We start from the raw sequence: 22,325 nt of genomic DNA on the forward strand, positions 1-22,325 counted from the left end.
TTAATGGATTTCTTAGGTGTGATTTACCTATGTGGTTGTTCAACCGCTGCGGCGCAGCGGTTGAACACCCTGATCGGACCCCCTGGTTGCTGGCCTTGGCCGATCGCCCCCTGCGATACTGCGGGGTATCCATGCCGTGTCGAGTACGCCGTCCCACCTCTCGCGCGACCCGTGCTCCACGGCGGGGATCGTTCCCCGACCACGGGTCCCGCCGATTGCGGCGCCGCCCGGCGGCCGCCCGGCCGATCTTCCTGAAACGCAAACTGTTGCGCCGTGTCGTGATTCCCGCGTTCTCACCACAGGAATTCCCGGGGCGCCGACACGGCGGTGGACGCAAGGGATCCTGCGATGACCTACGGCACTCCTTTTACCGGAACTCCTTATTCGATCGTCTGCAACGGGTGCGGGATGCGCACGCAGGACGACGGGGTGATCGCCTTCTGCCCCATGTGCGGCGAGGCGTCGCTGCTGGAGACGGAGTACCAGGACGGCCCGCTAGAGGCGGCACCGGGCGCCTCCGGCCTGTTCCGCTACCGCGACTGGCTGCCGGTGCGCCAGGAGGTGCCCGGGTCGAGCGTCCCGGCCGTCTACCGATGTCGCGGCCTGGGCTCGGCCCTGGGCCTGAGCGAGCTGTGGGTCGCCTTCAGCGGCTACTGGCCAGAGCGCGGCTGCCACATGGAGTCCGGCACCTTCAAGGAGCTGGAGGCCTTCACCGTCCTCGCGCGGACCCCTGCCGATGCCGGCGTCATGGTGATCGCCTCGGCGGGCAACACCGCAGCCGCCTTCGCGGTCGGCTCCCGGGACCTGGACTTCCCCTGCGTGCTGATCGTACCCGAGCGGGCGCTGCCGGCCCTGGCCGTGCCCGGCGGCGTCGGAAAGAAGGTCCGGATCATCGGCGTCAAGGATGCGACCTACAACGACGCGATCGCCTTCAGCCGGGCCGTGACCGCCACTTCCCCGGAGTTCTTCGCCGAGGGCGGGGTTCGCAACGTCGGGCGCCGCGACGGGCTGGCCGTCGTCCTGCTCGCCGCCTTCGAGGAGATGGGCGCGCTGCCCGACTACTACGTTCAGGGGGTCGGCAGCGGGGCTGGAGCGATCGCCGTCGACCAGGCCGCCCGCCGGATCGTCGCAGCGGGCGGCAGCGGGACCACCCCGCGTCTGTTGCTCTGCCAGAACACCGAGTTCGCACCGCTGCACGCCCTCTGGCGCAGCGGCAAGTGGACCTCCGCCGACGGCGCGGGCCAGCGCGAGGCCTATGCCCCCGAACTGCTCAACGCCACACCGCCGTTCCACGTGCTCGGCGGGGTCCGGCAGATCCTGACCCACAGCTCGGGCGACGTGCTGGTCGCCGACCGTCGGGAGGCGTTGGCTGCGGCGGCACTGTTCGAGGAGACCGAGGGGATCGACATCGAGCCGGCCGCGTCGATGGCGGTGGCTTGTCTGCGGCGTGCGGTGGACGAGGGGCAGGTGCCCCGGGATGCACGGATCCTGCTCAATGTCACCGGCGGGGGCCGGCGACGGGTGCGCGCCGAGCTGGCCGCCGGAGACGTGAACGCCTGGGTGGTGGGCCGGGAGAGCGCGCCCGAGGTGATCGCCGCGGAGCTGCTGGACTCACTCGCCTGAGGCCCGCCTCGGTGGGCGAGGCGATATCGGCTCAAACCACTACCGCGCCCACTCGCGTTCTGCCTTTGCAGGTGCAGCAGTTGGCACCCTTGCCCCTATGTGGCACCACGACGGGTGCCACGCCGTTGGCGAGCCGGCATCGCTCACCATGGCCGATGAGACTCCGGCAGGGGCACCTGGGCGAGGACGTCATCACCGCCCAGGAGAAGCCTGCACCGTGCCCCTCTGCACGAAGATCCGGGCCCGTGGGCCGGTCGGCTGCCCCCATGCCCAGCCCGACGCCCGTCGCCTTCGCCAGGGACAAGGCCAGGTTGCTCAAGCCTCGGTACGCGCCCCAACCGCGCCATCTCCCGCTGCGAAGCCCGCACATGATGGGCGATCAACTCCCAAGCCCAGCGCCGTGCCTCCATCCCGCTCAACGGGCAGGTGACGACGCTTCAGCGGTGTTCAACTGCGGTGGTACCGCAGTTGAACGCGCGGGTGGGTACGGGATACGGCGCCATGATGCGCCCCGCCCCACCTCGCCACCACCCTGTGGAGGCCTCTCCTCCCTGCCCCCACACCGACCACCACCCGCAAGAGGACACGACTCCCCGGTCGATTGACAACACCCATTGGTGCAGGATCCTATTGTGCTAGTGTCCTAGATGAAGTGAGCTTTGGGTGATCGACTTCCATCTGGATTCCCGCTCCGGGGTCCCGCCGTACATGCAGTTGGTCCAACAGGTACGCCAAGCCCTGCGGCTCGGCCTACTGCGCGAGGGCGACCGCCTGCCTACGGTCAAGGACGTCGCAGCGGGCGTCGCCATCAACCCGAATACCGTGCTCAAGGCCTACCGAGAGCTCGAACACGAAGGACTGGTCTCGCCGAAGCCGGGCGTGGGAACGTTCGTCACCCGCAGCCTCAGTGACGACTCGCTCGCCGCCCACGAACCGCTGCGCCAGGAACTGCGCCAATGGCTGGCCAAGGCACGCGCCGCAAACATCGACGAAGAGAGCATCAAGGCCCTCTTCCTCACCACCTTCCTCACAGATGACGAGGAGCAATGAGCACACCAGTACTCGAAGCCGAAGGGCTGACGAAGCGCTACGGCAACCGCACCGCGCTCGGCGACTGCACGCTGAGCGTCCCCCCGGGGCACGTGGTCGGTCTGGTCGGCCCGAACGGGGCCGGCAAGTCCACGCTGCTCAACCTGGCCAGCGGGCAGCTGACTCCGACCTCGGGGACCATCCGCGTCATCGGCCAGCGGCCGGCCGCAGGACCGCAGCAGCTCGCCCAGGTCGGATTCGTCGCCCAGGACACCCCGGTCTACGCCGCGCTGTCTGTCGCCGATCACCTGCGCTTCGGCGCAAAGATGAACCCGGGTTGGGACCAGCGCGCCGCCGAGCGCCGCATCGAGCAGCTCGGACTCGACATGGGGCAGAAGGCCGGCCGACTCTCGGGCGGCCAGCGCGCCCAGCTGGCGCTGACCCTCGCCGCGGCGAAGCAGCCCGAACTGCTGCTGCTCGACGAGCCGGTCGCCGCCCTCGACCCGCTGGCCCGGCGCTCGTTCCTGCAAGGCCTCATGGAGTTCGCCGGGGAGCGTGAGGGTCGGAGCATCATCCTGTCCTCGCATGTCATCGCCGACCTGGAGCGGGTCTGTGACTACCTGATCCTGCTCTCCAAGTCCCGTGTCCAGCTGGCCGGTCCGAGCGACGACCTGATCGCCGAGCACTACCGGATCATCGGTCCTCCGCGGAACGCGTCAGCACTGCCGGGGGGCCTGGAGGTCATCCAGGAGGACCACACCGGCCGCCAGAGCACCTTCATCGTCCGCACCTCGACGCCGCTGCCCGCCGGGGACTGGCGCGCCGAGCACCTCGACCTCGAGGACCTGGTGCTGGCGTACATGGCACGCGACCCGCGGCAGCCGGGCCGGCAACGGCAGCCGGCCGCGGAAACCCACGAATCGAGCAAGGGTAAGTCCTTCGCGGACTCGCAGGACGTGGAGAGTCTCTGATGATCTGGATTACCTGGCGCCAGTTCCGTACCCAGGCGATCGTCGGCGCCGCAGCCTTCGGCGTCGGCGCGATCTACCTGCTGCTGCTCGGTCTGAGCATCCGGAGCAACTACGACAGCAGCGTGGCGGGCTGCATTGCGAACGGCTGCGCCCCCGGCATCGTCTCGGGCTTCGAGGCCCGCTACGACACCGTCATCTCCATCACGGACCTGGTCCTCATGGCGGTGCCCGGACTCCTGGGCGTCTTCTGGGGTGCGCCCCTGATCAGCTCGGAGCTGGCAGCCGGCACGCACCGGCTGGCCTGGCACCAGAGCGTGACCCGTACCCGATGGCTTGCGGTGAAGCTGCTGGTCGTCGGTCTGACCTCGGTGGCCATCACCGGGCTGCTCGGCCTGCTGCTGAGCTGGGGCGCCGGCGAGTACGACACGCTCAAGGCCGCCAAGTTCTCCACTCTGATCTTCGGCGCCCGCGGCGTAGTGCCGTTCACGTACGCAGCCTTCGCCTTCGCCCTCGGGGCCGCAGCCGGCCTGCTGCTGCGCCGCCCGGTCGCCGCCATGGCCCTGACCTTGGCTGTCTTCGCCGCCGCGCAGTTCACGGTGCCGACGCTGCTGCGGCCCAACTACCTGACGCCGCACACCGCGAACATCCGCCTGGACAAGACCACCCTGAGCCACGCCGAGGGCATCATCCTGAACGGCTCCTCCCTCACCATCGGCGGAATCACCCTTCCCGATGCCTGGGTCATCTCCACTGGCCCCGCGCTCGCTTCGACCGGGCAGCCGCCGAACGCGGACAAGCTCGCCGAGTGCACCTCCCCGGGCCAGCACGAGCAGACGGTCAGCTGCCTGGCCTCGCTGGACATGCACGTGTCCGCCACCTACCAGCCGAACACCCGGTACTGGCCCTTCCAGTTCATCGAGGCGGGGATCTACCTGGCCGCCACCGCGCTGCTCGCGTTCTTCAGCTTCTGGTGGGTCCGCCGCCGGATCGCCTGAACAGACCGAACCCCGGGTGGGCCGCCGGCACGACGCGGAGCCCACCCGGGGTTCGACCGGGATCGGTACAACGGACCAGGGGTCAGGTGTCGGACCTCAGGAAGCAGAGGCCTGCCGGTCGTCCGGCAACCCGCGTACCACCCGCTCGTCCAACTCCTGTGCGAAATCCTCCCAAGTCTCGGCGTACTGCCGGGCGAGGTCCACCACCTGGGCGCCGCAGTGCGGCGGGACCGCGGAGATCAATTCCGACCACTCCCGTGCCGCGATCGCGTTCTGCCGGAGCAGGCGCAGCAGTTGGCGCCCCTCCTCCTTGTGCCGCAGCGACGGGTCCCGCAGCAGCTTCTCAAGAACGGTGTCCGGGTTCGAATGCACCCGGTGCGCTCTTCGCTCGACTCTCGCCCGGCCCGCACACCGGGGTGTCCCACTGAGAGCATCGGAAGCACCGGGCTCCCCTTGAGCGCCGGCCACATCGGTTGCTTCGGCGGCCGGGGCAGCGACGGGTGACTCGCCTCTGGCGAGTCTGCGGCGCACGTCGCTCACCGTGGTGGGGGAGATTCCAGCTAGCCGCGCCACCTCACGCAACGACGCCAACGGACGCTCCGCGATCAACTCCGCCGCCCGCTGCCGCCCCTCTACTCCGCTCAAGGGACGAACCTTCCCGTCCCGCCCCACCCGCGCGTTCAACTGCGGCGCCGCCTCGGTTGAACGCCGCCGAAGCGTCGCCACCGTCCGTGCCCCCAGCCCTGCGGCCCGCGCAATCGCCCGGTCCGACATATACGGATGCGACGCCATGATCCGCCCCGCCGCCGCCCGCCGATCCGCATGCGACAAGGGCAGGCCGTGCAAGACATTCATCTCGACCGCACGAAGGAACGCATCCTCCGCGTTCCCGTCGAAGAACTCGACCTCGATCGACTCCCGCCCCCGCAACACCGCCGCCATCAAACGGTGCATACCATCCACAACTCGCATGGAACCGCGCTCCACCAGAATTGGTGGAAGATCCGAATCCACTTCCGCCAACCGCGCCACATGATCCGCGTCCCGACCACCCGAACGCGGAGACTCTCCAAGCGCCAACATCGCGACCGGAACCGTCACGACCTGGCGGCGACCCGAGTCGGCACTGCTGGCGGCATCCACCGGCTCAGGCACGTACTCGATCAACTGACCCACAACATTCCCCCGTACGTCCGGCAACACAGCACCTGGTCCCCTCAGGCCTCACCGCAACTCCAGCCGACCGCAACGTCGGCTTGCGACCAATCGACCGCTGGGTCCTCGCTGGTCCCCCCACCTGGGCGTGTCCCAGCGATAGCCGCGCAGAACACTCGGCTCAATCGTCACTCTCGCATCAACCTCTGTCGAGGCGTCAGATCCGGTCGGGAGAACCAGCGTTGAAAACGTGATGTCGCGGGGAGAGTACACCGACTACACCGATGTCGCCGATCATTCAGGCTCTTATGACCTGCCGTCAGGGCCTCTTCACCCAGCCGGACACGAGTCCTCCGCCCTCGCAGACCCGCCTGGCGCCGGCCTGCCGGACCCACCCATGGCGCTTGAGCAGCGCCGCAACACCCTGGACGGTGTAGCACGCGTCGAATCGCTCCTCCAGCAGCAGCCGGATCCGGTTGAGCGTCCACTCGCTGTCAGGCCAGCCGTGTGCCTCGGCCCCCCTGGCCAGTTCCAGCTCGAACTCGGTGAACAGCTCCTCCGCCAGTAGCGGCAACGAGGCCGCCCCCTTGGACGCCAACGCCCTCAGCCCGTCGCGCAGCCAGGCTTGGCGCCACCGCTGGACGGAGCGCACATGCACCCGCAGCCGCTTGGCGATGGCGGCATTGTCATCGCCCCTGACGAATGCGTCCGCGGCCAGCCTGCGGATCTCCTCGCGGAAAGCCCGACGCTCGTCGGACAGCCCGCCCCCCTGCGCATACCTCACAAATAGTGTTGTACCGCGCGCTTCGCCGTCTGTGTACTCTGCGGCGACAACGCGGGTTCAACTCCGGGCCGCCCGGCCGCGATGGGCAGTCGCTCCGGCAGCGGCCGGGCCCGGCGGTGAACGCTTGATCCGAACCCCCGCCCGGTGCCATCGTGGGCGCGGCGGAGCCGGACGGCGGCCCCGTGGGCCGGTGCTGACGGCCCGGTGTCCACCCAGGTGCTGACAGCCCGGTGTCCACCCAGGCCCGCTCCCCTCCCGGACTCTTCCCGGACAGAGTCGGGCACTCTCCGCCCGGAACGACCACCAACGAGGTTGCGCCATGCCGCTTGTGTCCACCAATGGGATCCAGCTCAACTACCAGCGCACCGGCCGCGGGGAGCCCGTACTCCTCATCATGGGAACCGGCGCCGCAGGGCGGGTCTGGACCATCCACCAGACGCCGGCGCTGAACCGGGCCGGCTACGAGACCATCGTCTTCGACAACCGTGGCATCGCCCCCTCGGACGCACCCCCCGGGCGGTATTCGCTCGCCGACATGGTCGCCGACACCAAGGGGCTGGTCGAGGCCCTCGATCTCGGTCCGTGCCGCATCGTAGGGACGTCGCTGGGCGCCGTGATCGCCCAGGAGCTCGCGATCGAGGCGCCGCACCTGGTGCGCTCGGCCGTCCTGCTCGCCACCCGAGCCCGTTCGGACGCCTTCCGCCGGGCCCAGTCGGCGGCCGAGCAAGCCATGCGGGACAGCGGTGTACGGCTACCCGCCAGGTACGAGGCCGCCCAGACCGCCCAGCAGATGCTCTCCCCCGCGACCCTGAACGACGATGTGGCCGTGGCCGGTTGGCTGGACGTGCTCGAGTTGAGCGGCGGCGAGAGCGCCGCCGCGGGCCAGGCGTGGGTCGACACTCTCAGCGACCGGCGCGAAGCGCTGGGCCGCATCGCCGCGCCTTGCCGGGTGATCGCCTTCGCCGACGACCTGATCTGTCCACCGCACCTGGTCGCCGAGGTGGCCGAGGCCATCCCGGACTGCGATCTGGTCGAGATCCCGCGCTGCGGCCACCTCGGCAACCTGGAGCGTCCGGAGCCGGTCAACACCGCGATCACCGAGTTCTTCGACAAGAACTGACGTTCCGACACCTATCTGAGGCAGGCTCATCCATGGCGATCACCGGCGACCGGGCGAAGGGCCCGGGGCGGGTCCGGCTCAACGACGACTCGATCACCCGGCAGAAGGTCAAACCAGGCACCACGCGGCGGATCCTGCCCTACATCACGCGCTACCGCTGGCCATTGACCCTGCTCCTCGTGGCCACCCTCGCCGACGCGGCCATCGCGGCCGCCAACCCGCTGATCCTCAAGATGATCATCGACGACGGCATCCTGCCAGGACACACCGCCACCGTGGTGCGGCTCTGCCTTGCCGTTGCGGCCCTGGCCTTGGTCGACGCACTGGCCGTCTACCTGCAGACCTGGTGCTCCGGACGGGTCGGCGAGGGCCTCGTATACGACCTGCGGACCACCGTCTTCGCGCACGTCCAGCGCCAACCGTTGGCGTTCTTCACCCGTGCCCAGACCGGCTCGCTGGTCAGCCGTCTCAACTCCGACGTCATCGGCGCCCGGCAAGCCGTCACCACTCTGCTCACCCAGTCGATCTCGGCCCTGCTGACCCTGGTCCTCGTGCTCGGCACGATGTTCGTCCTCTCGTGGCAGATAACCGCCGCTGCCCTGGTGATGATCGCGGTCTTCCTGCTCCCCGTGCGGCTCATCGCCCGCCGGTTGCAGCGGCTCACCCGCGAGACCATGCAACTGGACGCCGAGTTGGGCTCGATGATGAACGAACGCTTCAACGTCTCGGGCGCGATGCTCGCCAAGCTCTACGGCCGCACCCTGGAGGACTCCAGCCTCTTCGCCACCAAGGCCGGCCGGGTCCGCGACGTCACCGTCGCCGCGGTTGTCCACTCACGGCTGCTGTTCATCATCCTCGGCCTGATCACCGGATTCACCACCGCCCTGGTCTACGGCCTGGGTGGCAGCCTCACCATCGACGGCACCTTCGCGTTCGGCACCCTGATCGCCATGGTCACCCTGCTGCTGCGGCTCTACGGGCCGGTCAACCAGCTCGCCAGCATGCAGGTCACCGTGCTGACCACGCTGGTCAGCTTCGACCGCGTCTTCGAGATCCTCGACCTCGAACCACTCATCTCCGAGCGCCCCGGCGCCCGCGAGCTGCCCGCCCGTGCCACCCCGGACACCGCCGCCCCCGACATCGAGTTCGACGGGGTCCGCTTCCGCTACCCCTCTGCCGACGAGGTCTCCCTCGCCTCCCTGGAGTCCATCGGACTGCGCCGCCCCGAACGGACCAGCAACTCCTGGACCCTGCACGACCTGAGCTTCCGCGCCCCGGCTGGAAAGCTCACCGCCTTGGTCGGCCCCTCTGGCGCCGGAAAGACCACCATCACCCAGATGGTTCCCCGACTCTACGACCCCACCGAGGGTGCGGTCAGGATCGGCGGCCACGACCTCCGCGAGCTCACCCTGCAGTCCCTCGCCGACACGGTCGGCGTGGTCACCCAGGACGCCCATCTCTTCCACGACACACTGCGCGCCAACCTCGAGTACGCCCGGCCCGGAGCGAGCGAGCGGGAGCTGATCGCGGCCTGCGAGGCCGCACTGATCTGGGACACCATCAACGCCCTCCCGGACGGCCTGGACACCGTGGTCGGTGACCGCGGCTACCGGCTCTCCGGCGGCGAGAAGCAGCGGATCTCGCTGGCCCGGCTCCTGCTCAAGGCACCGCCGATCGTCGTCCTGGACGAGGCCACCGCCCACCTCGACTCCGAATCGGAGGCAGCCATCCAGCACGCGCTGCGAACCGCCTTGACCGGGCGGACCTCGCTGGTCATCGCCCACAGGCTCTCCACCATCCGCGAGGCCGACCAGATCCTGGTCGTCGAGGACGGCCGGATCCGCGAAAGCGGGACGCACGACGAACTGCTGGCCGCCGCCGGCCTCTACGCCGACCTCTACCGCACCCAGTTCGCCCCGCAGTCCCCCAAGCCCGCCGGGCCCGTCGCCGAACTCCACTGACCTGGCGCCCCGCACGACCGTGGTGGCCGCCCCGATCCCTCGGGACGGCCACCACGGTGTTCCGCTCCCAGTCCGCCCGCCTCATCCGGGGTTCCTCGGAAGCGGGTTCGTGTGGCGTGTGGGGTGGTGTCAGTGGGTGTAACGGGTTGGTCGTTCGGCATCTCCACGGGCGCGGTGATGGGTACCCTCCGGGGAACTGTGGTCCGTTGGTGGGGAGTTGCGTTCGTGGTCCGTGGTGGCAAGGACGGCAGGGGCTTTTCGGGGGCGGGCACCGGTCGGCATGCCGGCAATGGTTCGGTGGTCGCGAGCGGGCAGGGGTCGCTGGCGGTCGGCGGCGACAACTTCGGGCCGGTGTCGATCAGTACCGGCCCGGTTGTCAACGCTGCGCCGCGTGAGCCGGCTGCGTGGCCTTGCCAGGTCGGCCGGATCCCGCCCCGGGCGGGTTCGTTCCAGGACCGGGCGGAGGCGGTGCGGCTGGCCGCGGTCCTGGAGGGCGGCGGAACGGCGGTGATCGGGGGCAGCGCCGCAGCTGGCCCGGCCGGGGAGGTGCGGGTGGGCGGGGTGCTGACCGGCCTCGGCGGGGTTGGGAAGACGCAGTTGGCCGCGGACTACGCCCGCACCTCCTGGGCGGGCGGTGGGCTGGATGTGCTGGTGTGGATCACCGCCGCCAGCCGCGCCGCGGTCGCCGACGGGCTCACGCAGGCCGGCACCAAACTGCTGGGCGCCGAACCGGAAGGCGCCGCGGAGGCGTTCCTGGCGTGGCTGGAGCCCAAGGCCGAGACGCGGCCGTGCCGCTGGCTCGTCGTGTTCGACGACATCGGCGATCCGGAGGACCTGACCGGCTGGTGGCCGCCGCCGAGCCCCAACGGCCGGACCCTGGTGACCACCCGGCGCCGCGACGCCGCGCTGACCGGCGGCGGACGCCGCCTGGTGGAGGTCGGCCTGTTCACCCCGGACGAGGCCACGACCTTCCTCACAACAGCCCTCGCCGCCCGCGGCCGGCACGAACCCGACAGTGAACTGCGCGCCCTGGCCGCCGACCTCGGACACCTGCCACTCGCCCTGTCGCAGGCCGCCGCCTACCTCATCGACGCCGGCGTCACCGCCACCGCCTACCGCGCCCTTCTCGCCGACCGCACCCGCACCCTCACCGACACCGCCCCACGACCCCTGCCCGACGAACAGCCCCACACCCTCGCCGCCACCTGGACCCTGTCCATCGAACGGGCCAACACCCTGACCCCGGCTGGCCTGGCCGAACCGATGCTGCGCCTGGCCGCGTTCCTCGACCCCAACGGCATCCCCCAAGCAGCCCTGACGAGCACCCCCGCCCTCACCTACCTCGCGGCCGGCCTTGACCGCCCCGTCCCGGAGCGCCGACGCCGGTGGTGGTGGCCACGCCGACGGCCGCAGACCGTCGTCGCCAGCGTCACGCAGACCGAGGCCGTAGGCGCCCTGCGGGCGCTGCACCGGCTCGGCCTCATCACCCACGACCCCGACACCCCGCACCAGGCCGTTCGGGTCCACCAGCTCGTCCAACGCGCCGTCCGCGACACCCTCGACAACGCGCACGACCTCACCGCCCACGCCGCCGCCGACGCCCTGCTCGCCGCCTGGCCGCGCATCGAGACGGACACCGCCCTCGCCCAGGCCCTGCGGGCCAACACCAACACCCTCACCGGCCACGCACCCGACACCCTCCACCAGCCCAATGTCCATTCAGTGCTGTTCCAGGCCGGAAACAGCCTTGGCAGAAGCGGTCAAGTCACCGCCGCCCGCCACTACACACAGCACCTGGTGGAGACCACCTCCCGTCACCTGGGCCCCGACCACCCCGACACCCTCACTGCCAGGAACAACCTCGCCAGCTGGCGCGGTCATGCGGGGGATGTGACGGGCGCGCTGGCCACGTTCGAGGAGCTCCTCGCCGACCAAATGCGGGTGCTGGGCCCCGACCACCCCGACACCCTCACCACCCGGCACAACCTCGCCTACTGGCGGGGGGAGGCGGGGGATGAGGCGGGTGCTGTGGCCGCATCCGAAGAACTGCTCGCCGACCGAATGCGGGTCCTGGGCCCCGACCACCCCGACACCCTCAACACCCGGAGCGGCCTCGCGCTGCGGCGGGGACAGGTGGGCGATGCGACGGGCGCGCTGGCCACGTTCGAGGAGCTCCTCGCCGACCGAATGCGGGTGCTGGGCCCCGACCACCCCGACACCCTCAACACCCGGCACAACCTCGCCAGCTGGCGCGGTCAGGCAGGGGATGCGACGGGCGCGCTGGCTGCATACGGAGAACTGCTCGCCGACCAGGTGCGGGCGCTGGGTCCCGACCACCCCGACATCCTCACCGCCCGGAACAACCTCGCCTACTGGCGGGGTGTGGCGGGGGATGTAGCGGGTGCAGTGGCCGGGCTTGAAGGGGTGCTCGCCGACCAGGTGCGGGTGCTGGGCCCCGACCACCCCGACATCCTCACTACCCGGAACAACCTCGCCAACTGGCGGGCTGAGGCGGGGGATGTGGCGGGCGCGGTGGCCGCGTACGAGGGAGTGTTGGCCGACCGGGTTCGGGTGCTGGGCCCCGACCACCCCCACACCCTCACCACCCGGAACAACCTCGCCAACTGGCGGGCTGAGGCGGGGGATGTGGCGGGCGCGGTGGCCGCCAACGAGGGGCTGTTGGCCGACCGGGTGCGGGTGCTCGGCCCCGACCACCCCGACACCCTCAACACCCGGCACAACCTCGCCAGCTGGCGCGGTCAGGCGGGGGATGTGGCGGGCGCGGTGGCCGCGTACGAGGGACTGTTGGCCGACCGGGTGCGGGTGCTGGGCCCCGACCACCCCGACACGCTCGTGTCCAAGGGCAACCTCGCCCACTGGCGCGGTCAGGCGGGGGATGTGGAGGGGGCGGTGGCCGCAGTCGAGGGACTGCTCGCCGACCAGGTGCGAGTCCTGGGCCCCGACCACCCCAACACTCTTGCTACTCGGAACGGTCTCGCCCGGTTGCGGGGGGAGGCGGCAGATGTGGAGGGGGCGGTGGCCGCCTATGAGGAGGTGCTGGCCGACTGCCTGCGGGTCCTGGGCCCCGATCACCCCGACACCCTCAACACCCAGAACAACCTCGCCCACTGGCGCGGGAAGTCGGGGGATGTGGTGGGCGCGCTGGCCGCATCGGAGGAGCTTCTCACCAACTATGTGCGGGTGCTGGGCACCGAGCACCCCGCCACCTTCACCGCCAGGAACAACGTTGCCAGCTGGCGGGCGGTAGCAGGGGATGTGAAGGGTGCGGTGGCCGCGCTCGAGGGGCTGTTGGCCGACCAGGTACGGGTGCTGGGCGCCGACCATCCCGACACGCTCACCACTCAGCGCAACCTCGCCTACCTTCATGGCCAGGCTCGGGAGAGAGCCGACGGATAGTCGCACAGGGCGAAGGCGGGACAGCCCAGCGGAGACATGACCGCCGTAGATCATGTGCCTGAACGTCCAACGCCAGCTCTGGCCCCGGACTGTACACCTCTAACCCACATAACTTCGGCGCGCAGCGGAACGGCAGAGATCCGCGGCGCCGCTCCCATCGAGCGACGCCGCGGACCCGTACCTGTCGCGGGGTGCTGCCTCAGGCTCCCTGCCAGCGCGGCTCCCGCCGCTCAGCGAAGGCCCGCGGGCCCTCGATCGCGTCCTCGCTGAAGCGACGCCGCTGCTCCCACCCGAACTCTGTGGTGAACGCCTCCTCCAGGGGCATGTCCACCGACCGCATGACGGCCTCCTTGATGGCCCGCACCGCCAGCGGAGCACTGCGCAGCAGGTCGGCCGTCCATCCGGCGACGCAGTCGTCCAGCTGCTCAGCCGGCACCACCTCGTTGACCAGACCGAACCGCAGCGCGTCGGCCGCCGTCATCCGCCGGCCAGTGAGCAGGTAGCCCATCGCAGCCTTGAGCGGGGCCTGCCGGGCGAGCCGGAACGCCCCGCCCGCGCCGGGCACCAGACCGAGTCTGGCCTCCGGCAGGGCGAAGACCGCCTGGTCGGAGGCGACAATCAGGTCGCACGCGAGCGCGAGTTCGAAGCCCCCGCCGAGCGCGAAGCCGTTGACCCGGGCGATCACCGGCTTGGAGAGCGTGAACCGCTCGGTCAGCCGCGGCCAGCCGGGCTGCCCCCGGCTGCCGAAAGTCGACCGCGGAACCCCCTGGTCGTCTAGGCGGGCCCGCTCGCGCAGGTCCTGCCCGACTGTGAACGAGCGGTCGCCGGCACCGGTCAGCACCGCGACCCGCACCTCGTCGTCGGCCTCGACGTCGTCCCAGATCACGGCCAGCTCCTCGTGCATCCGCAGATCCATCGCGTTCAGCACGGCGGGCCGGTCGAGCGTGATCCGCGCGACATGGTCCTTCTTCTCGTACCGGACCCGCGGCCGATCCTCCTCGCCGCTCATGCCGCGCCGTCCTCCTTCGCGGTGGAGAACCGTCCGACTTTGTCGATCACGTCGGAGCTGTACAGGCGCAGAGCCTGCTGGAGGGCGAACTCAGCCATGTACCAGCGGAATTCGTCGACCGGCTCTTCGGCGAGGTTGAGCATCCGCCGGTTGGCGACCACTGCGGGCCCGCGCAGGCGCTCGACGCTGCGCTCGACAGCCGCGTCCAGCTCCTCGTTCTCGTGCACCTCGTCGACCAGCAGTGCGGCCGCCGGCTCGCGGGCCCAGATCCGCCGCCCGTCCAGGATCACCTGGCGGGCCACTCGACTGCCAGCCGCCCGGGCGAGCCGCAGGTTCGACGCCCCGGGGATGATCCCCTCCTTGGCGGCGGGCAGACTGAGGAAGGCGTCGGAGCCGGCGAGCACCCGGTCGAAGACCAGCAGCAGCTGGGCGCCGCCGCCGATGGCGAACGTGTCCACTGCGGCGACCCACGGCTTCTCGACCGTACGGGACCACCAGGCGGCGCCGTCCTCGACCACCACCCCGCGCCAGATCTTGTGGATGTAGCCGAGTTCGCGCCGCAACAGGAAGTCGACCAGCGAGATCCCGCCGCGGTGCAGGGACTTGAGATTGATGCCGGCGCTGAACACGCGTCGGCCCCGGTAGCGCGGGTGAGTCATCTCGCCGCCACGCAGCAGGGCGACCTCCACCTCGGGGTCGAGCAGCGCGAGGTCGACGGCGGTTTCCATGTCGTCGATCTGCCGGTTGTCCTCGGCGTTGAGGCAGTCGTCGCGGCACATCGTCAGACGGGCCACGCCGTCGGTGCGCTCGATGCGCACCGAGCCCAGGTCAGCCGTGCCGCTCGCGCGGAACTCCGGTAGCAGGCCGAGGGCGCGGGGCGTCGGGCGCAGCATCGCGTCGATCAGGTGCGGTCCGGCCTGCGGCGAGCGAAGGATCCGGCTGAAGAAGAGGCCCTGGTCGATCTCATGACCCTCCTTGCCCGCCTGCGGTCTGGACCGCTCGCTCTCCAACTGGCCGTCGGTGGGCACCAGTCCGGGAAAGGCCTCGGCGGCGGCCCAGACCAGCTCGTCCACCCGTAGGTGGCGGCGGCGGTCCTCGGTGAGCTCGTCGTAGACGGCGTCGGCGTGCACGTCGAGGAAGGCGGCGCGCAGGCTCCGGGTGGCGTCGATCGCCGCCGCAGCGGCAACGCGCTGCTCTGTGGAGCGCTGCTCGGGCAAGGGCAGGATCGCCAACAGGTCCTCGGTGTGCTCAGCGGCCTCGGTGAGCACGACCCGGGCCTGCGCCAGCTCGGCAGGCACGGCCTGCACGTCGGCGCGCGGCCCGGACACCCGGGCGGCGGCAGTGACGCCCACCCCCTCAATACCGGTCACCTCGGCGCCAGCCGTCTCGGTGACCGTCACGAGGCAGCCCCCACGACGGCCCGCCGAAGCGCGCGGTCGCAGGCCGCCAGGTGGACGCCGAGCGCCTCCTCGAAGGTGGTGGTGGTCGCGTCGTGCATCAGCTGCCGCCGGATGGCCAGCTCGGTGCCCGGGACGGCCCCGGCTCGCTCGTCGGCCAGTGCGAGGGCAGCCGCCGGATCGGCCGCGACCTCGTCGACCAAGTGCAGGGCAAGCGCGTCGGCCACCTCGACCGGAGTACCGAAGAGCACCGCGCGCCGGATCGCGGCCGCGCTCGCGCGGTGCTGGGCGAGCCGGTAGATGGCCATACCCGGCCAGGTGACGCCCTCGCCGACCGGCACCACCAGGCGCACCGATCCGGTCGCGATGCGGTAGTCGGTGGCGAGCAGCGCGTCGAGCGCCAGCCCGCCGCAGTCGCCGTCGGCGATCGCGATGGTGGTGGCAGGCAGCCGCTCCAGGCGGCGCAGCGCCCGCTCCCACTTGCTGACCAGCGACACCGTCAGGTCGTCTGCCCACCGCCCGTCAGGAGCGCCGGACACCTGCACGATCACCTTGCTCCGCCCGCCGCGGTCCTCGGCGGCGTCGCAGACCGTGTTCACCGCGGCGACGGACTCGGCCGACATGACCTGGCGCCCGTCGACCCGCAGCACCAGGTCGTCGGAGCGGGCATCGCCGGGCATCGTCTTCTTGTTGGTCATCTGACGTCTCCTCACCACTGCACCAGTGCGGTCTCGATGGTCGATCCGGGCCCCATGGTCATCAGCACGCCGTAGTCGCCGGCCCGGGTGACCCCCTCCTCGAGCAGCCGCTCGTAGGAGAAGAGGAAGGAACCGCTCGACAGGTTGCCGTAGTCGCGCAGCACGCCGGTGGTGTGCCGCACCTCGTGTCGGGTGAGGCCGAGGTTGACCCGCACCGCGTCGATGACCTTCTTGCCGCCCGAGTGCACCAGCCACTGGCTGATGTCGCTGCGGCGCAGCCCGGCCTTGGCCAGCAGGCGGTCAACCACCTGGTCGGCGTTGGCACCGACCACGTACGGGACGTGCGGGTCGAGGTAGAAGCTGAACTTCCCCTGCTCGTCGTCCCAGTCGTAGCGCATGGCGTCAATCGCCTCGGTGATCAGGTGGCTGGCGAAGCCCAGGATGCGCGGGCTGCCGACGCCCGCCGGCACGTCGGCCGGCGCGTACGCGGCGTCCTGGGCGTCGGCGACCAGCGCGACCGCCGCCGCGCCGTCGCCGAACAGGCTGTTCACGACGGCGGTTCGCATCGTGCCGTCAATCACGTAGGCGGCGGAGCAGGCTTCCACGCAGAGTTGGACGGCGACCTTTCCGGGATTGGCCACGGCCCAGGCGGCGGTCGCGTTGAGGGCGTTCAGGCCGGCGTTGCAACCCATGCCGACGATGTCGATGCGGCTGGTGCTGGGGAGGATCCCCATCTCACGGATCATGTGGGCACTCAGGCCCGGGCTGAGGAAGCCGGTGGTCGTCGTGCAGCAGAGGTAGTCGATGTCGGACAGCTCCAGCCCGGAACTCTCCAGGCAGGCGCGCACCGCGCGGGTGCCCATCTCCAGGGCGAGCCGCTTGTGCTTGGCGAGCAGTTCGCCCTGAGCCTCCACCAGGACGGTGCCGTCCTCGGCCCTGGGCGGGACCGTGAGGTAGCGCCGCTCGATCGCGCTGTTGAGGAAGACGGAACGGACCTTGGGGTCCGTGATGTTGAAGATGTCGAGCAGTTCTCGCTGCGAGTAGGAGTGCCCGCTGTTGGCCGTGCCGACGCCCACGATCCGTGCGGCGGCGGCGTTCTTCCCCTCGGGCGCCGGAAGTTCCAGGAGACCGGTGCTGCTCCGAAGGCTCGTGCTGTCTGTCATCGGAATGTCCACCCCCACATTCGGGTCTTGCTTCGGATTCGGCGCACTGCTGCCAACACGTACGGGAACCTCTCCGTGAGTCGGGTACGCCCGCACCGGATCGGCACGGGCATTGGTGACGAGGACTCAGATCGCTTCCTTCGTCTGGGCCCTGATGAAGTCGGCCAGCCGGCCGACCCCGTCCGCGATCTCCGCCTTGGTCAGATAGCTGACGGACAGCCGCAGCGCGTGCTCGCCGCCGCCGTCCGGGTAGAAGTAGGACATCGGGGTCCAGATGACCCCGAATTCCTCGGCCGAGCGCGCCAGCGCGGCATTGTCCGCGCGGAACGGCACGGTGAACGACAGGAAGAATCCCCCGCTCGGCTCGTTCCAGCGGACGCCGAGCCCCTGCCTCTCCTCGGCCGGGAAGCAGTCCGCGAGCTGGTCCAACATGGCCCGCATGTTGTCGCCGTAGTAATGGGCCGTCTCGGCGTTGAGCTCTGCGGCCCGGCCGTCCGCAGTGAGCAGCATGCCCGCGACGACGGCCTGGCTCACCGAGGAGGTATTGACCGTCACCATGCTCTTGATCTTGGTGAGTTGGTCGGCCAACAGACCGGTGTGGCCGTCCGGGCCGATGACCGGCTGATCAGCGACGGCGAAGCCCACCCGGGCACCGGGGAAGAGGGTCTTGGAGAGAGAGCCCAGGTGAACCACCCGGCGCCGGGTGTCCAGCGCCTTGAGGGTCGGCAACTGCTGTCCCGGGCTGACCAGCCGGTACGGGCTGTCCTCCAGAATCAGGATGTCGAGCCGCTCCGCGAGGTCGAGCAACTCATGCCGCGTCTGCAACGGGATCGTGGTGCCGGACGGGTTCGAGTGGTCCGGGATCACGTAGAAGGCCTTCGGCCGACGCCCCAGCGCCCGCTCGGCGAGGATCGCCGCCTCCAAGTCCGCACAGTGGAAGCCCTGCTCGCCCTCCTCGACTGCGGTGAGCCGTACGTCGAGCAGGCTGGCCACCCCGGTGATGCCGACGTAGCAGGGGCTGGAGACCAGCAGGACGTCCTCGGGCCGGGAGATCAGTGCCCGAACCGCGAGGAACATCGCCTCCTGGCAGCCCACGGTGACCACCACGGACTCCGGCGGGACGCTGATGCCCTCGTCCTTGCGCAGCGAGTCGGCGATCAGCTCGCGGATCTGTCCGCTCGTCGGCCCGTACTGGAAGAGGGCAGAACGGATCTGACCGGGCGAGGCCCCACCCGCCTCGAGGTGGTCGAGGTAGCGGCGCAGGTAGGTGAAGATGTGCTCGGTCTCGAAGAACCCGTCGTACGGGCGGCCCGGGCCGAACGAGATGGCCTCCGGGTAGCGGAACGTGACCTCGTTGAGGAAGTTCATGGTGTCCAGGACGGGGTCGCTGACACTGGCGTGCAGGTCCGCCACCCGCAGGCCGGTCCCGAGCGGCTCGGCTGCGCTCATCGGGCGGCCAGCCGGGCGAGCACGGACTGGCGCGAGCCCGGTTCCCCTTGCCCGGCCTGCCGTTCCCCGGGCGGGCGGCCGACCCGCTCCGTCGGCGTGGCGCGCGCCAGCAGGGTGAGGGCGACGCGCCCGGACTCGCTGCGCACGACCACGGACTCCCTCGGCTCCCCCGCTACGACCACCTGGCTGGACGGCTCGCAGGAGAACCCGAAGGCGTCCCGGTAGAACCAGGCGCGCTCAAGCAGGCCGCTACCCTCCACGTCGATCTCGATGTGGTCCAGAGCCCAGCGGACCGGTGCGGCACCGTCCCGCGACGGCCGCGACGTGCGTGGCCGAGGCACCTCGGCCGCCGCCGACGTCCAGCGACGCCCAATGGGTAGCCTGGTCCCGCGGTACGCCTCGGGGCCCGTCGCTCTCGGCAGAAGGCTGTGGGAAACCGGCCCGAGCCCGGACACCACCGCGTTGTCCTGCGCCGACAGGATCAGCCGTGCGCCGGCCGCCACCGCCGACTCACGGGTTCGTGCCACGTCGTCACAGGTCAGTGCGATGTCTGCGACCCCGTCCCCGTGCTCATCGAGGAACTTCCAGATTCCCCGGCCCGAGGTGACGACCAAGTGCACCTCACCCTGGCGGAGCAGAATGGAACTCCGGTCGGCGGCCACCGAATCCGCGATCCGCATGAATCCCATGGCCGAGACGAGGTAATCGACGGCGGTCACTTTGTCCCGCGTGTACAACTCGACATACGCAATGTCGTGCACAGCCATGAGGCGGCTCCCCGAGAAAACATTGGCCAATAAACGGTCGGCGCGGGCCGACAAGACCGGTCGGGCCGGGGTATCGACACCGCCGAGAAGCGCCGCCCCGATACCCCGACCCGACTCGCGCCCGCACTACTGGGGCGTCAGCGGTGAACCGCTGTCACCAGCGCCATTCCTGCTGCTTGAAGAGGTGACCGGCCTTGATGTTGCGGTCCTTGCACCAGGTCATGAATTCTTCGATCTGCTTGATCTGGTACGTGTCCTCGGTGTACGTGGTGGCCATGACGTGGCCGAGCCAGTCCTCCTCGCCCATGGCGTACACGTACGCCTCCTGGGCCCCCAGCTCGGTCATGATCGCCGCAGCCTGCTCGGCGTTGGAACCCGAGAGCTTGCGCGAGTTGCTCATCTTCTTGGTGATCGGGATGGTGAGCAGCGCCTGGTAGAGCCAGGTCAGCGGCGCACCGTCGCACTCCATGCCGAGGAAAGCGATGTCGGCGGTGCCCAGGTGGCCCCGGATGTAGCGGTAAAGCATCGGGTCGATGCCCGAGGAGTCCGCGCCGACGAAGACCTTCTTGCCGGCCAGCTCGACCCAGTAGGTCGACTTGGCGCGGATGTCGAGGTCGCAGTGCTCGCCGAGGAACGGGGTGGCGACCACCTTGCCGCCCGGGAACGGGATCTCGTCGAAGTCGTCCACCTCGATCACCGGGAAGCCCTGGTTCCGGAGCATCAGCGCCATCGACGGGTCCACGAGGTTGCCGCGCGAGGACCGCGGCACGACGATCGCCCCGACTCGGCCACGCAACTGGAGCAGCGTCTCCAGCACGATGTGGTCCTGGTGCCCGTGGGTGATCACGACCAGGTCGATGTAGTCCGGCAGGTCGTCCAGGCTGTACCGATCGCCCGCCGTGCTGTCCGCGCTGATGAACGGGTCGGTGACGATCGCGGCCTCGGGCGTCTGCAGCACCAGACAGGCGTGACCGAAGTACCGGATCCGGCCGCCGCTGTCGATGTGCCGGTCCTCGGCCAGGCTGGGCCGGCCGCTCAGCATGCCGGACAGCTGCACCGCCTGCGCGTCGTTCAGCTCCAGCGCCTCGCGCAGGTGGGACAGCGTGGTCGGCGCCACGCGGGCCTTGAAGAGCTCCTCCAGGCCGGCGTGCCGGAACGGGATGTCCAGCTCCAGGACGTCCGGCGAGGGCAGCCGCGGCGTGCTCAGGACAAACGGGCGCTCGATCCCGGTCTCGAACGAGAGCTGCACCGACTGGCGTGACTCCTGGTAGTAGCCGCTCTTGTAGACCACCGGCTCCATGAAGCGCAGCTGCGCCTGGTTGTCGGCGTCGTAGGCCAGCTCGACCAGGCCGCCCAGCTCCGGCGGCAGCTTCGGGTACAGCGGCGTCAGGTCGAAGCCGGTCGCATTCGCCCGCAGCAGCTCCTGCCCTGCGGCAATTGCCTCGGCGAACTTCAGGATCTCCGCCCGGTCCCGCTTGATGGAGGCCAGCAGGTCGCGCACCTCGTCGGCACGCTCCTCGGCGATGTTGATGAAGTAGCCACCACGCAGCTCAGGGTTGTTGCTCGCCGCGACGTGCACCTGCGGCGACTGCAGGTACGACTCCAGCAGCGGCACCTGAAGGAACGCCAGATTCATCGCCGACTGCACCGGCGCCATCGTGTAGGGCCAGGCAAAGAACCTGTCAATCAGCGGCTCGATAATGACCTTCGACCGCAGAAATACCTGCTCGTCAGCCATCTGCGCCCCTCCGTCCGGAAGTAATCGACAAAAGTGGACCGACCCGGGGCACACGCACAGCAATAACGCATTACACCGGATCACGGAGAGTCGAAAATCCGATGCACAAAGCCGGAGGAAGTCCCACCCGCCTCGCCGTACACAGGCCGCTCTCCACTGAAGGATGACCCGGAAGGACACTTTTGATCAATACTCGGCACCCGATGCCCTCCTGTTCAACTGCACACCGCCCGCACTTGAACAGCGCTGCCCGTGCACCCGTTGACATCGGAACCCCGTCTCGCGGAAAATCCGCCTGGAGCTATCAGCGCAATGCCGCTCGACCCACCAATTACTTCCCATGGGCCGTAAGAGGATCTTGTACTTGTGAGCTGGTGACCTGTTCGTGCTGTTCACCGGCACCTCGTGGCCGCGACTGCCACCGGAACTGGGCTCCGGTTCAGGGCAGGCGTGTCGGCCCCGGCTATGCCGGCGGGCGGAGGCCGGGGCATACAGCGAGCCGGGGCAGGGCGTCGGCGACCTTGGCCCGCCCGGTGCCGAGCGCGGCAGCGACCACGCTCCGCACCAGTGCGGCGAAGGACGACAAGACGTGGTGTCCAGGAAAAGGACCCGCTGTGGACGGGAGGGGCAGACTCACGCGGCCCAGCCGAAGTCGTTCAGCAGCTCGGTCAGCGCGCGCCGATCGAAGCCCATGGCCAGCAGGGAGTGGTCGGAGAGGTCCAGGTCAGCGTGGACCTCGAAGCTCACCAGCCCCGAGGCGAGTTCGGCATTCACGTAGGCGCGAGCGCCTCCGGCTGGCCGAGGTGCTCGGCCGCGTGGTGCCCCAGGTACACCAGTCTGGCCCGGGGCCCTTGCCGGAGTAGGGGTACATGTCGCCGGTGGCCGGCACAGCCCGCCGCCCTCCAACCGGCCGGAGATCGTGTCCGCCTCGACCGCCCCGACACGGGGCGACCGCGACGACACGTGGACCGCCCCCGGGAGGACGCAGTGTGCTCCGCGGTCTGATGCGCCCACGCCACACACCGGCTGGACACACAGGCGCCCTCGGA

The 22,325-nt window shown here is 70.0% G+C and carries 18 protein-coding genes; 7 read left to right on the forward strand and 11 right to left on the reverse strand.

Translation table 11 applies throughout. The annotated features are described in order from the left end of the window. Positions 1-348 precede the first annotated feature (348 nt). The 4 genes from ACWEPF_RS31905 (at position 349) to ACWEPF_RS31920 (ending at position 4,618) form a co-directional block, all read left to right on the forward strand. Entirely contained in the window at positions 349-1,623 is a 1,275-nt protein-coding gene (locus ACWEPF_RS31905; RefSeq protein ID WP_452175282.1) for a cysteate synthase, read from the forward strand. Positions 1,624-2,286: 663 nt separating this feature from the next. Further along, a complete protein-coding gene (locus tag ACWEPF_RS31910; RefSeq protein ID WP_452175283.1) occupies positions 2,287-2,673 on the forward strand; it encodes a GntR family transcriptional regulator in 387 nt (128 codons plus the stop codon). Beyond that, entirely contained in the window at positions 2,670-3,623 is a 954-nt protein-coding gene (locus ACWEPF_RS31915) for an ABC transporter ATP-binding protein (protein WP_452175284.1), read from the forward strand. Before ACWEPF_RS31910 ends, ACWEPF_RS31915 begins: the two co-directional genes overlap by 4 nt. Then, complete coding sequence (locus ACWEPF_RS31920) at positions 3,623-4,618, forward strand: ABC transporter permease subunit (RefSeq protein WP_452175285.1); 996 nt, start codon at positions 3,623-3,625, stop codon at positions 4,616-4,618. Before ACWEPF_RS31915 ends, ACWEPF_RS31920 begins: the two co-directional genes overlap by 1 nt. Positions 4,619-4,714: 96 nt before the next feature. Here the strand turns inward: ACWEPF_RS31920 and ACWEPF_RS31925 are convergent, their stop codons facing one another. After that, positions 4,715-5,785, reverse strand: a complete 1,071-nt coding sequence (locus ACWEPF_RS31925) for a transcriptional regulator (protein ID WP_452175286.1) — start codon at positions 5,783-5,785, stop codon at positions 4,715-4,717. Positions 5,786-6,092: 307 nt separating this feature from the next. After that, the gene (locus ACWEPF_RS31930; RefSeq protein ID WP_452175287.1) at positions 6,093-6,557 is read right to left on the reverse strand and encodes a winged helix-turn-helix domain-containing protein; all 465 of its coding nucleotides are present in this window, start codon (positions 6,555-6,557) and stop codon (positions 6,093-6,095) included. A gap of 319 nt (positions 6,558-6,876) precedes the next feature. On the opposite strand from ACWEPF_RS31930, the gene ACWEPF_RS31935 reads away from it, so the two are divergent. The 3 genes from ACWEPF_RS31935 (at position 6,877) to ACWEPF_RS31945 (ending at position 13,055) form a co-directional block, all read left to right on the forward strand. After that, entirely contained in the window at positions 6,877-7,677 is an 801-nt protein-coding gene (locus ACWEPF_RS31935) for an alpha/beta fold hydrolase (RefSeq protein ID WP_452175288.1), read from the forward strand. 32 nt (positions 7,678-7,709) lie between these two features. Continuing rightward, positions 7,710-9,638, forward strand: a complete 1,929-nt coding sequence (locus ACWEPF_RS31940) for an ABC transporter ATP-binding protein (protein WP_452175289.1) — start codon at positions 7,710-7,712, stop codon at positions 9,636-9,638. 351 nt (positions 9,639-9,989) lie between these two features. Next, entirely contained in the window at positions 9,990-13,055 is a 3,066-nt protein-coding gene (locus tag ACWEPF_RS31945; RefSeq protein ID WP_452175290.1) for a tetratricopeptide repeat protein, read from the forward strand. 199 nt (positions 13,056-13,254) lie between these two features. On the opposite strand, the gene dpgD is transcribed toward ACWEPF_RS31945, so the two are convergent. The 9 genes from dpgD to ACWEPF_RS31990 all read right to left on the reverse strand — a co-directional run bounded on the left by dpgD (position 13,255) and on the right by ACWEPF_RS31990 (position 22,050). Continuing rightward, complete coding sequence (gene dpgD / locus ACWEPF_RS31950) at positions 13,255-14,064, reverse strand: enoyl-CoA-hydratase DpgD (protein ID WP_452175291.1); 810 nt, start codon at positions 14,062-14,064, stop codon at positions 13,255-13,257. After that, positions 14,061-15,332: a (3,5-dihydroxyphenyl)acetyl-CoA 1,2-dioxygenase DpgC gene (gene dpgC / locus ACWEPF_RS31955; RefSeq protein WP_452175314.1), complete on the reverse strand. Its 1,272-nt coding sequence runs from the start codon at positions 15,330-15,332 to the stop codon at positions 14,061-14,063. The genes dpgD and dpgC overlap by 4 nt, the downstream gene beginning before the upstream one ends. 128 nt (positions 15,333-15,460) lie before the next feature. Then, complete coding sequence (gene dpgB / locus ACWEPF_RS31960) at positions 15,461-16,159, reverse strand: enoyl-CoA-hydratase DpgB (RefSeq protein ID WP_452175292.1); 699 nt, start codon at positions 16,157-16,159, stop codon at positions 15,461-15,463. A gap of 11 nt (positions 16,160-16,170) precedes the next feature. Continuing rightward, entirely contained in the window at positions 16,171-17,322 is a 1,152-nt protein-coding gene (gene dpgA / locus ACWEPF_RS31965; RefSeq protein WP_452175293.1) for a 3,5-dihydroxyphenylacetyl-CoA synthase DpgA, read from the reverse strand. 126 nt (positions 17,323-17,448) lie between these two features. After that, entirely contained in the window at positions 17,449-18,771 is a 1,323-nt protein-coding gene (locus ACWEPF_RS31970; protein WP_452175294.1) for an aminotransferase-like domain-containing protein, read from the reverse strand. Continuing rightward, positions 18,768-19,538, reverse strand: coding sequence for a hypothetical protein (locus tag ACWEPF_RS31975; RefSeq protein ID WP_452175295.1), 771 nt, complete (start codon positions 19,536-19,538; stop codon positions 18,768-18,770). The genes ACWEPF_RS31970 and ACWEPF_RS31975 overlap by 4 nt, the downstream gene beginning before the upstream one ends. Before the next feature lie 154 nt (positions 19,539-19,692). Further along, positions 19,693-21,276 (reverse strand): MBL fold metallo-hydrolase, encoded by a 1,584-nt coding sequence (locus ACWEPF_RS31980; protein WP_452175296.1) that lies wholly within the window; start codon positions 21,274-21,276, stop codon positions 19,693-19,695. Positions 21,277-21,739: 463 nt separating this feature from the next. Next, on the reverse strand, positions 21,740-21,862 hold the full coding sequence (locus tag ACWEPF_RS31985) for a hypothetical protein (protein ID WP_452175297.1): 123 nt from the start codon (positions 21,860-21,862) through the stop codon (positions 21,740-21,742). A 47-nt stretch (positions 21,863-21,909) separates the two neighbouring features. Further along, complete coding sequence (locus ACWEPF_RS31990) at positions 21,910-22,050, reverse strand: hypothetical protein (RefSeq protein ID WP_452175298.1); 141 nt, start codon at positions 22,048-22,050, stop codon at positions 21,910-21,912. Positions 22,051-22,325 lie beyond the last annotated feature (275 nt).

This window comes from Kitasatospora sp. NPDC004289 (assembly GCF_053602875.1).

Bases quoted from the DNA above. Each gene is read 5' to 3' on its own strand.
- ACWEPF_RS31980 (WP_452175296.1), bottom strand. From the start codon at position 21,276: ATGGCTGACGAGCAGGTATTTCTGCGGTCGAAGGTCATTATCGAGCCG.
- ACWEPF_RS31940 (WP_452175289.1), top strand. From the start codon at position 7,710: ATGGCGATCACCGGCGACCGGGCGAAGGGCCCGGGGCGGGTCCGGCTC.
- dpgB (WP_452175292.1), bottom strand. From the start codon at position 16,159: ATGACCAACAAGAAGACGATGCCCGGCGATGCCCGCTCCGACGACCTG.
- dpgD (WP_452175291.1), bottom strand. From the start codon at position 14,064: ATGAGCGGCGAGGAGGATCGGCCGCGGGTCCGGTACGAGAAGAAGGAC.
- ACWEPF_RS31970 (WP_452175294.1), bottom strand. From the start codon at position 18,771: ATGAGCGCAGCCGAGCCGCTCGGGACCGGCCTGCGGGTGGCGGACCTG.
- ACWEPF_RS31915 (WP_452175284.1), top strand. From the start codon at position 2,670: ATGAGCACACCAGTACTCGAAGCCGAAGGGCTGACGAAGCGCTACGGC.
- dpgA (WP_452175293.1), bottom strand. From the start codon at position 17,322: ATGACAGACAGCACGAGCCTTCGGAGCAGCACCGGTCTCCTGGAACTT.
- ACWEPF_RS31935 (WP_452175288.1), top strand. From the start codon at position 6,877: ATGCCGCTTGTGTCCACCAATGGGATCCAGCTCAACTACCAGCGCACC.
- ACWEPF_RS31905 (WP_452175282.1), top strand. From the start codon at position 349: ATGACCTACGGCACTCCTTTTACCGGAACTCCTTATTCGATCGTCTGC.
- ACWEPF_RS31920 (WP_452175285.1), top strand. From the start codon at position 3,623: ATGATCTGGATTACCTGGCGCCAGTTCCGTACCCAGGCGATCGTCGGC.
- ACWEPF_RS31975 (WP_452175295.1), bottom strand. From the start codon at position 19,538: ATGGCTGTGCACGACATTGCGTATGTCGAGTTGTACACGCGGGACAAA.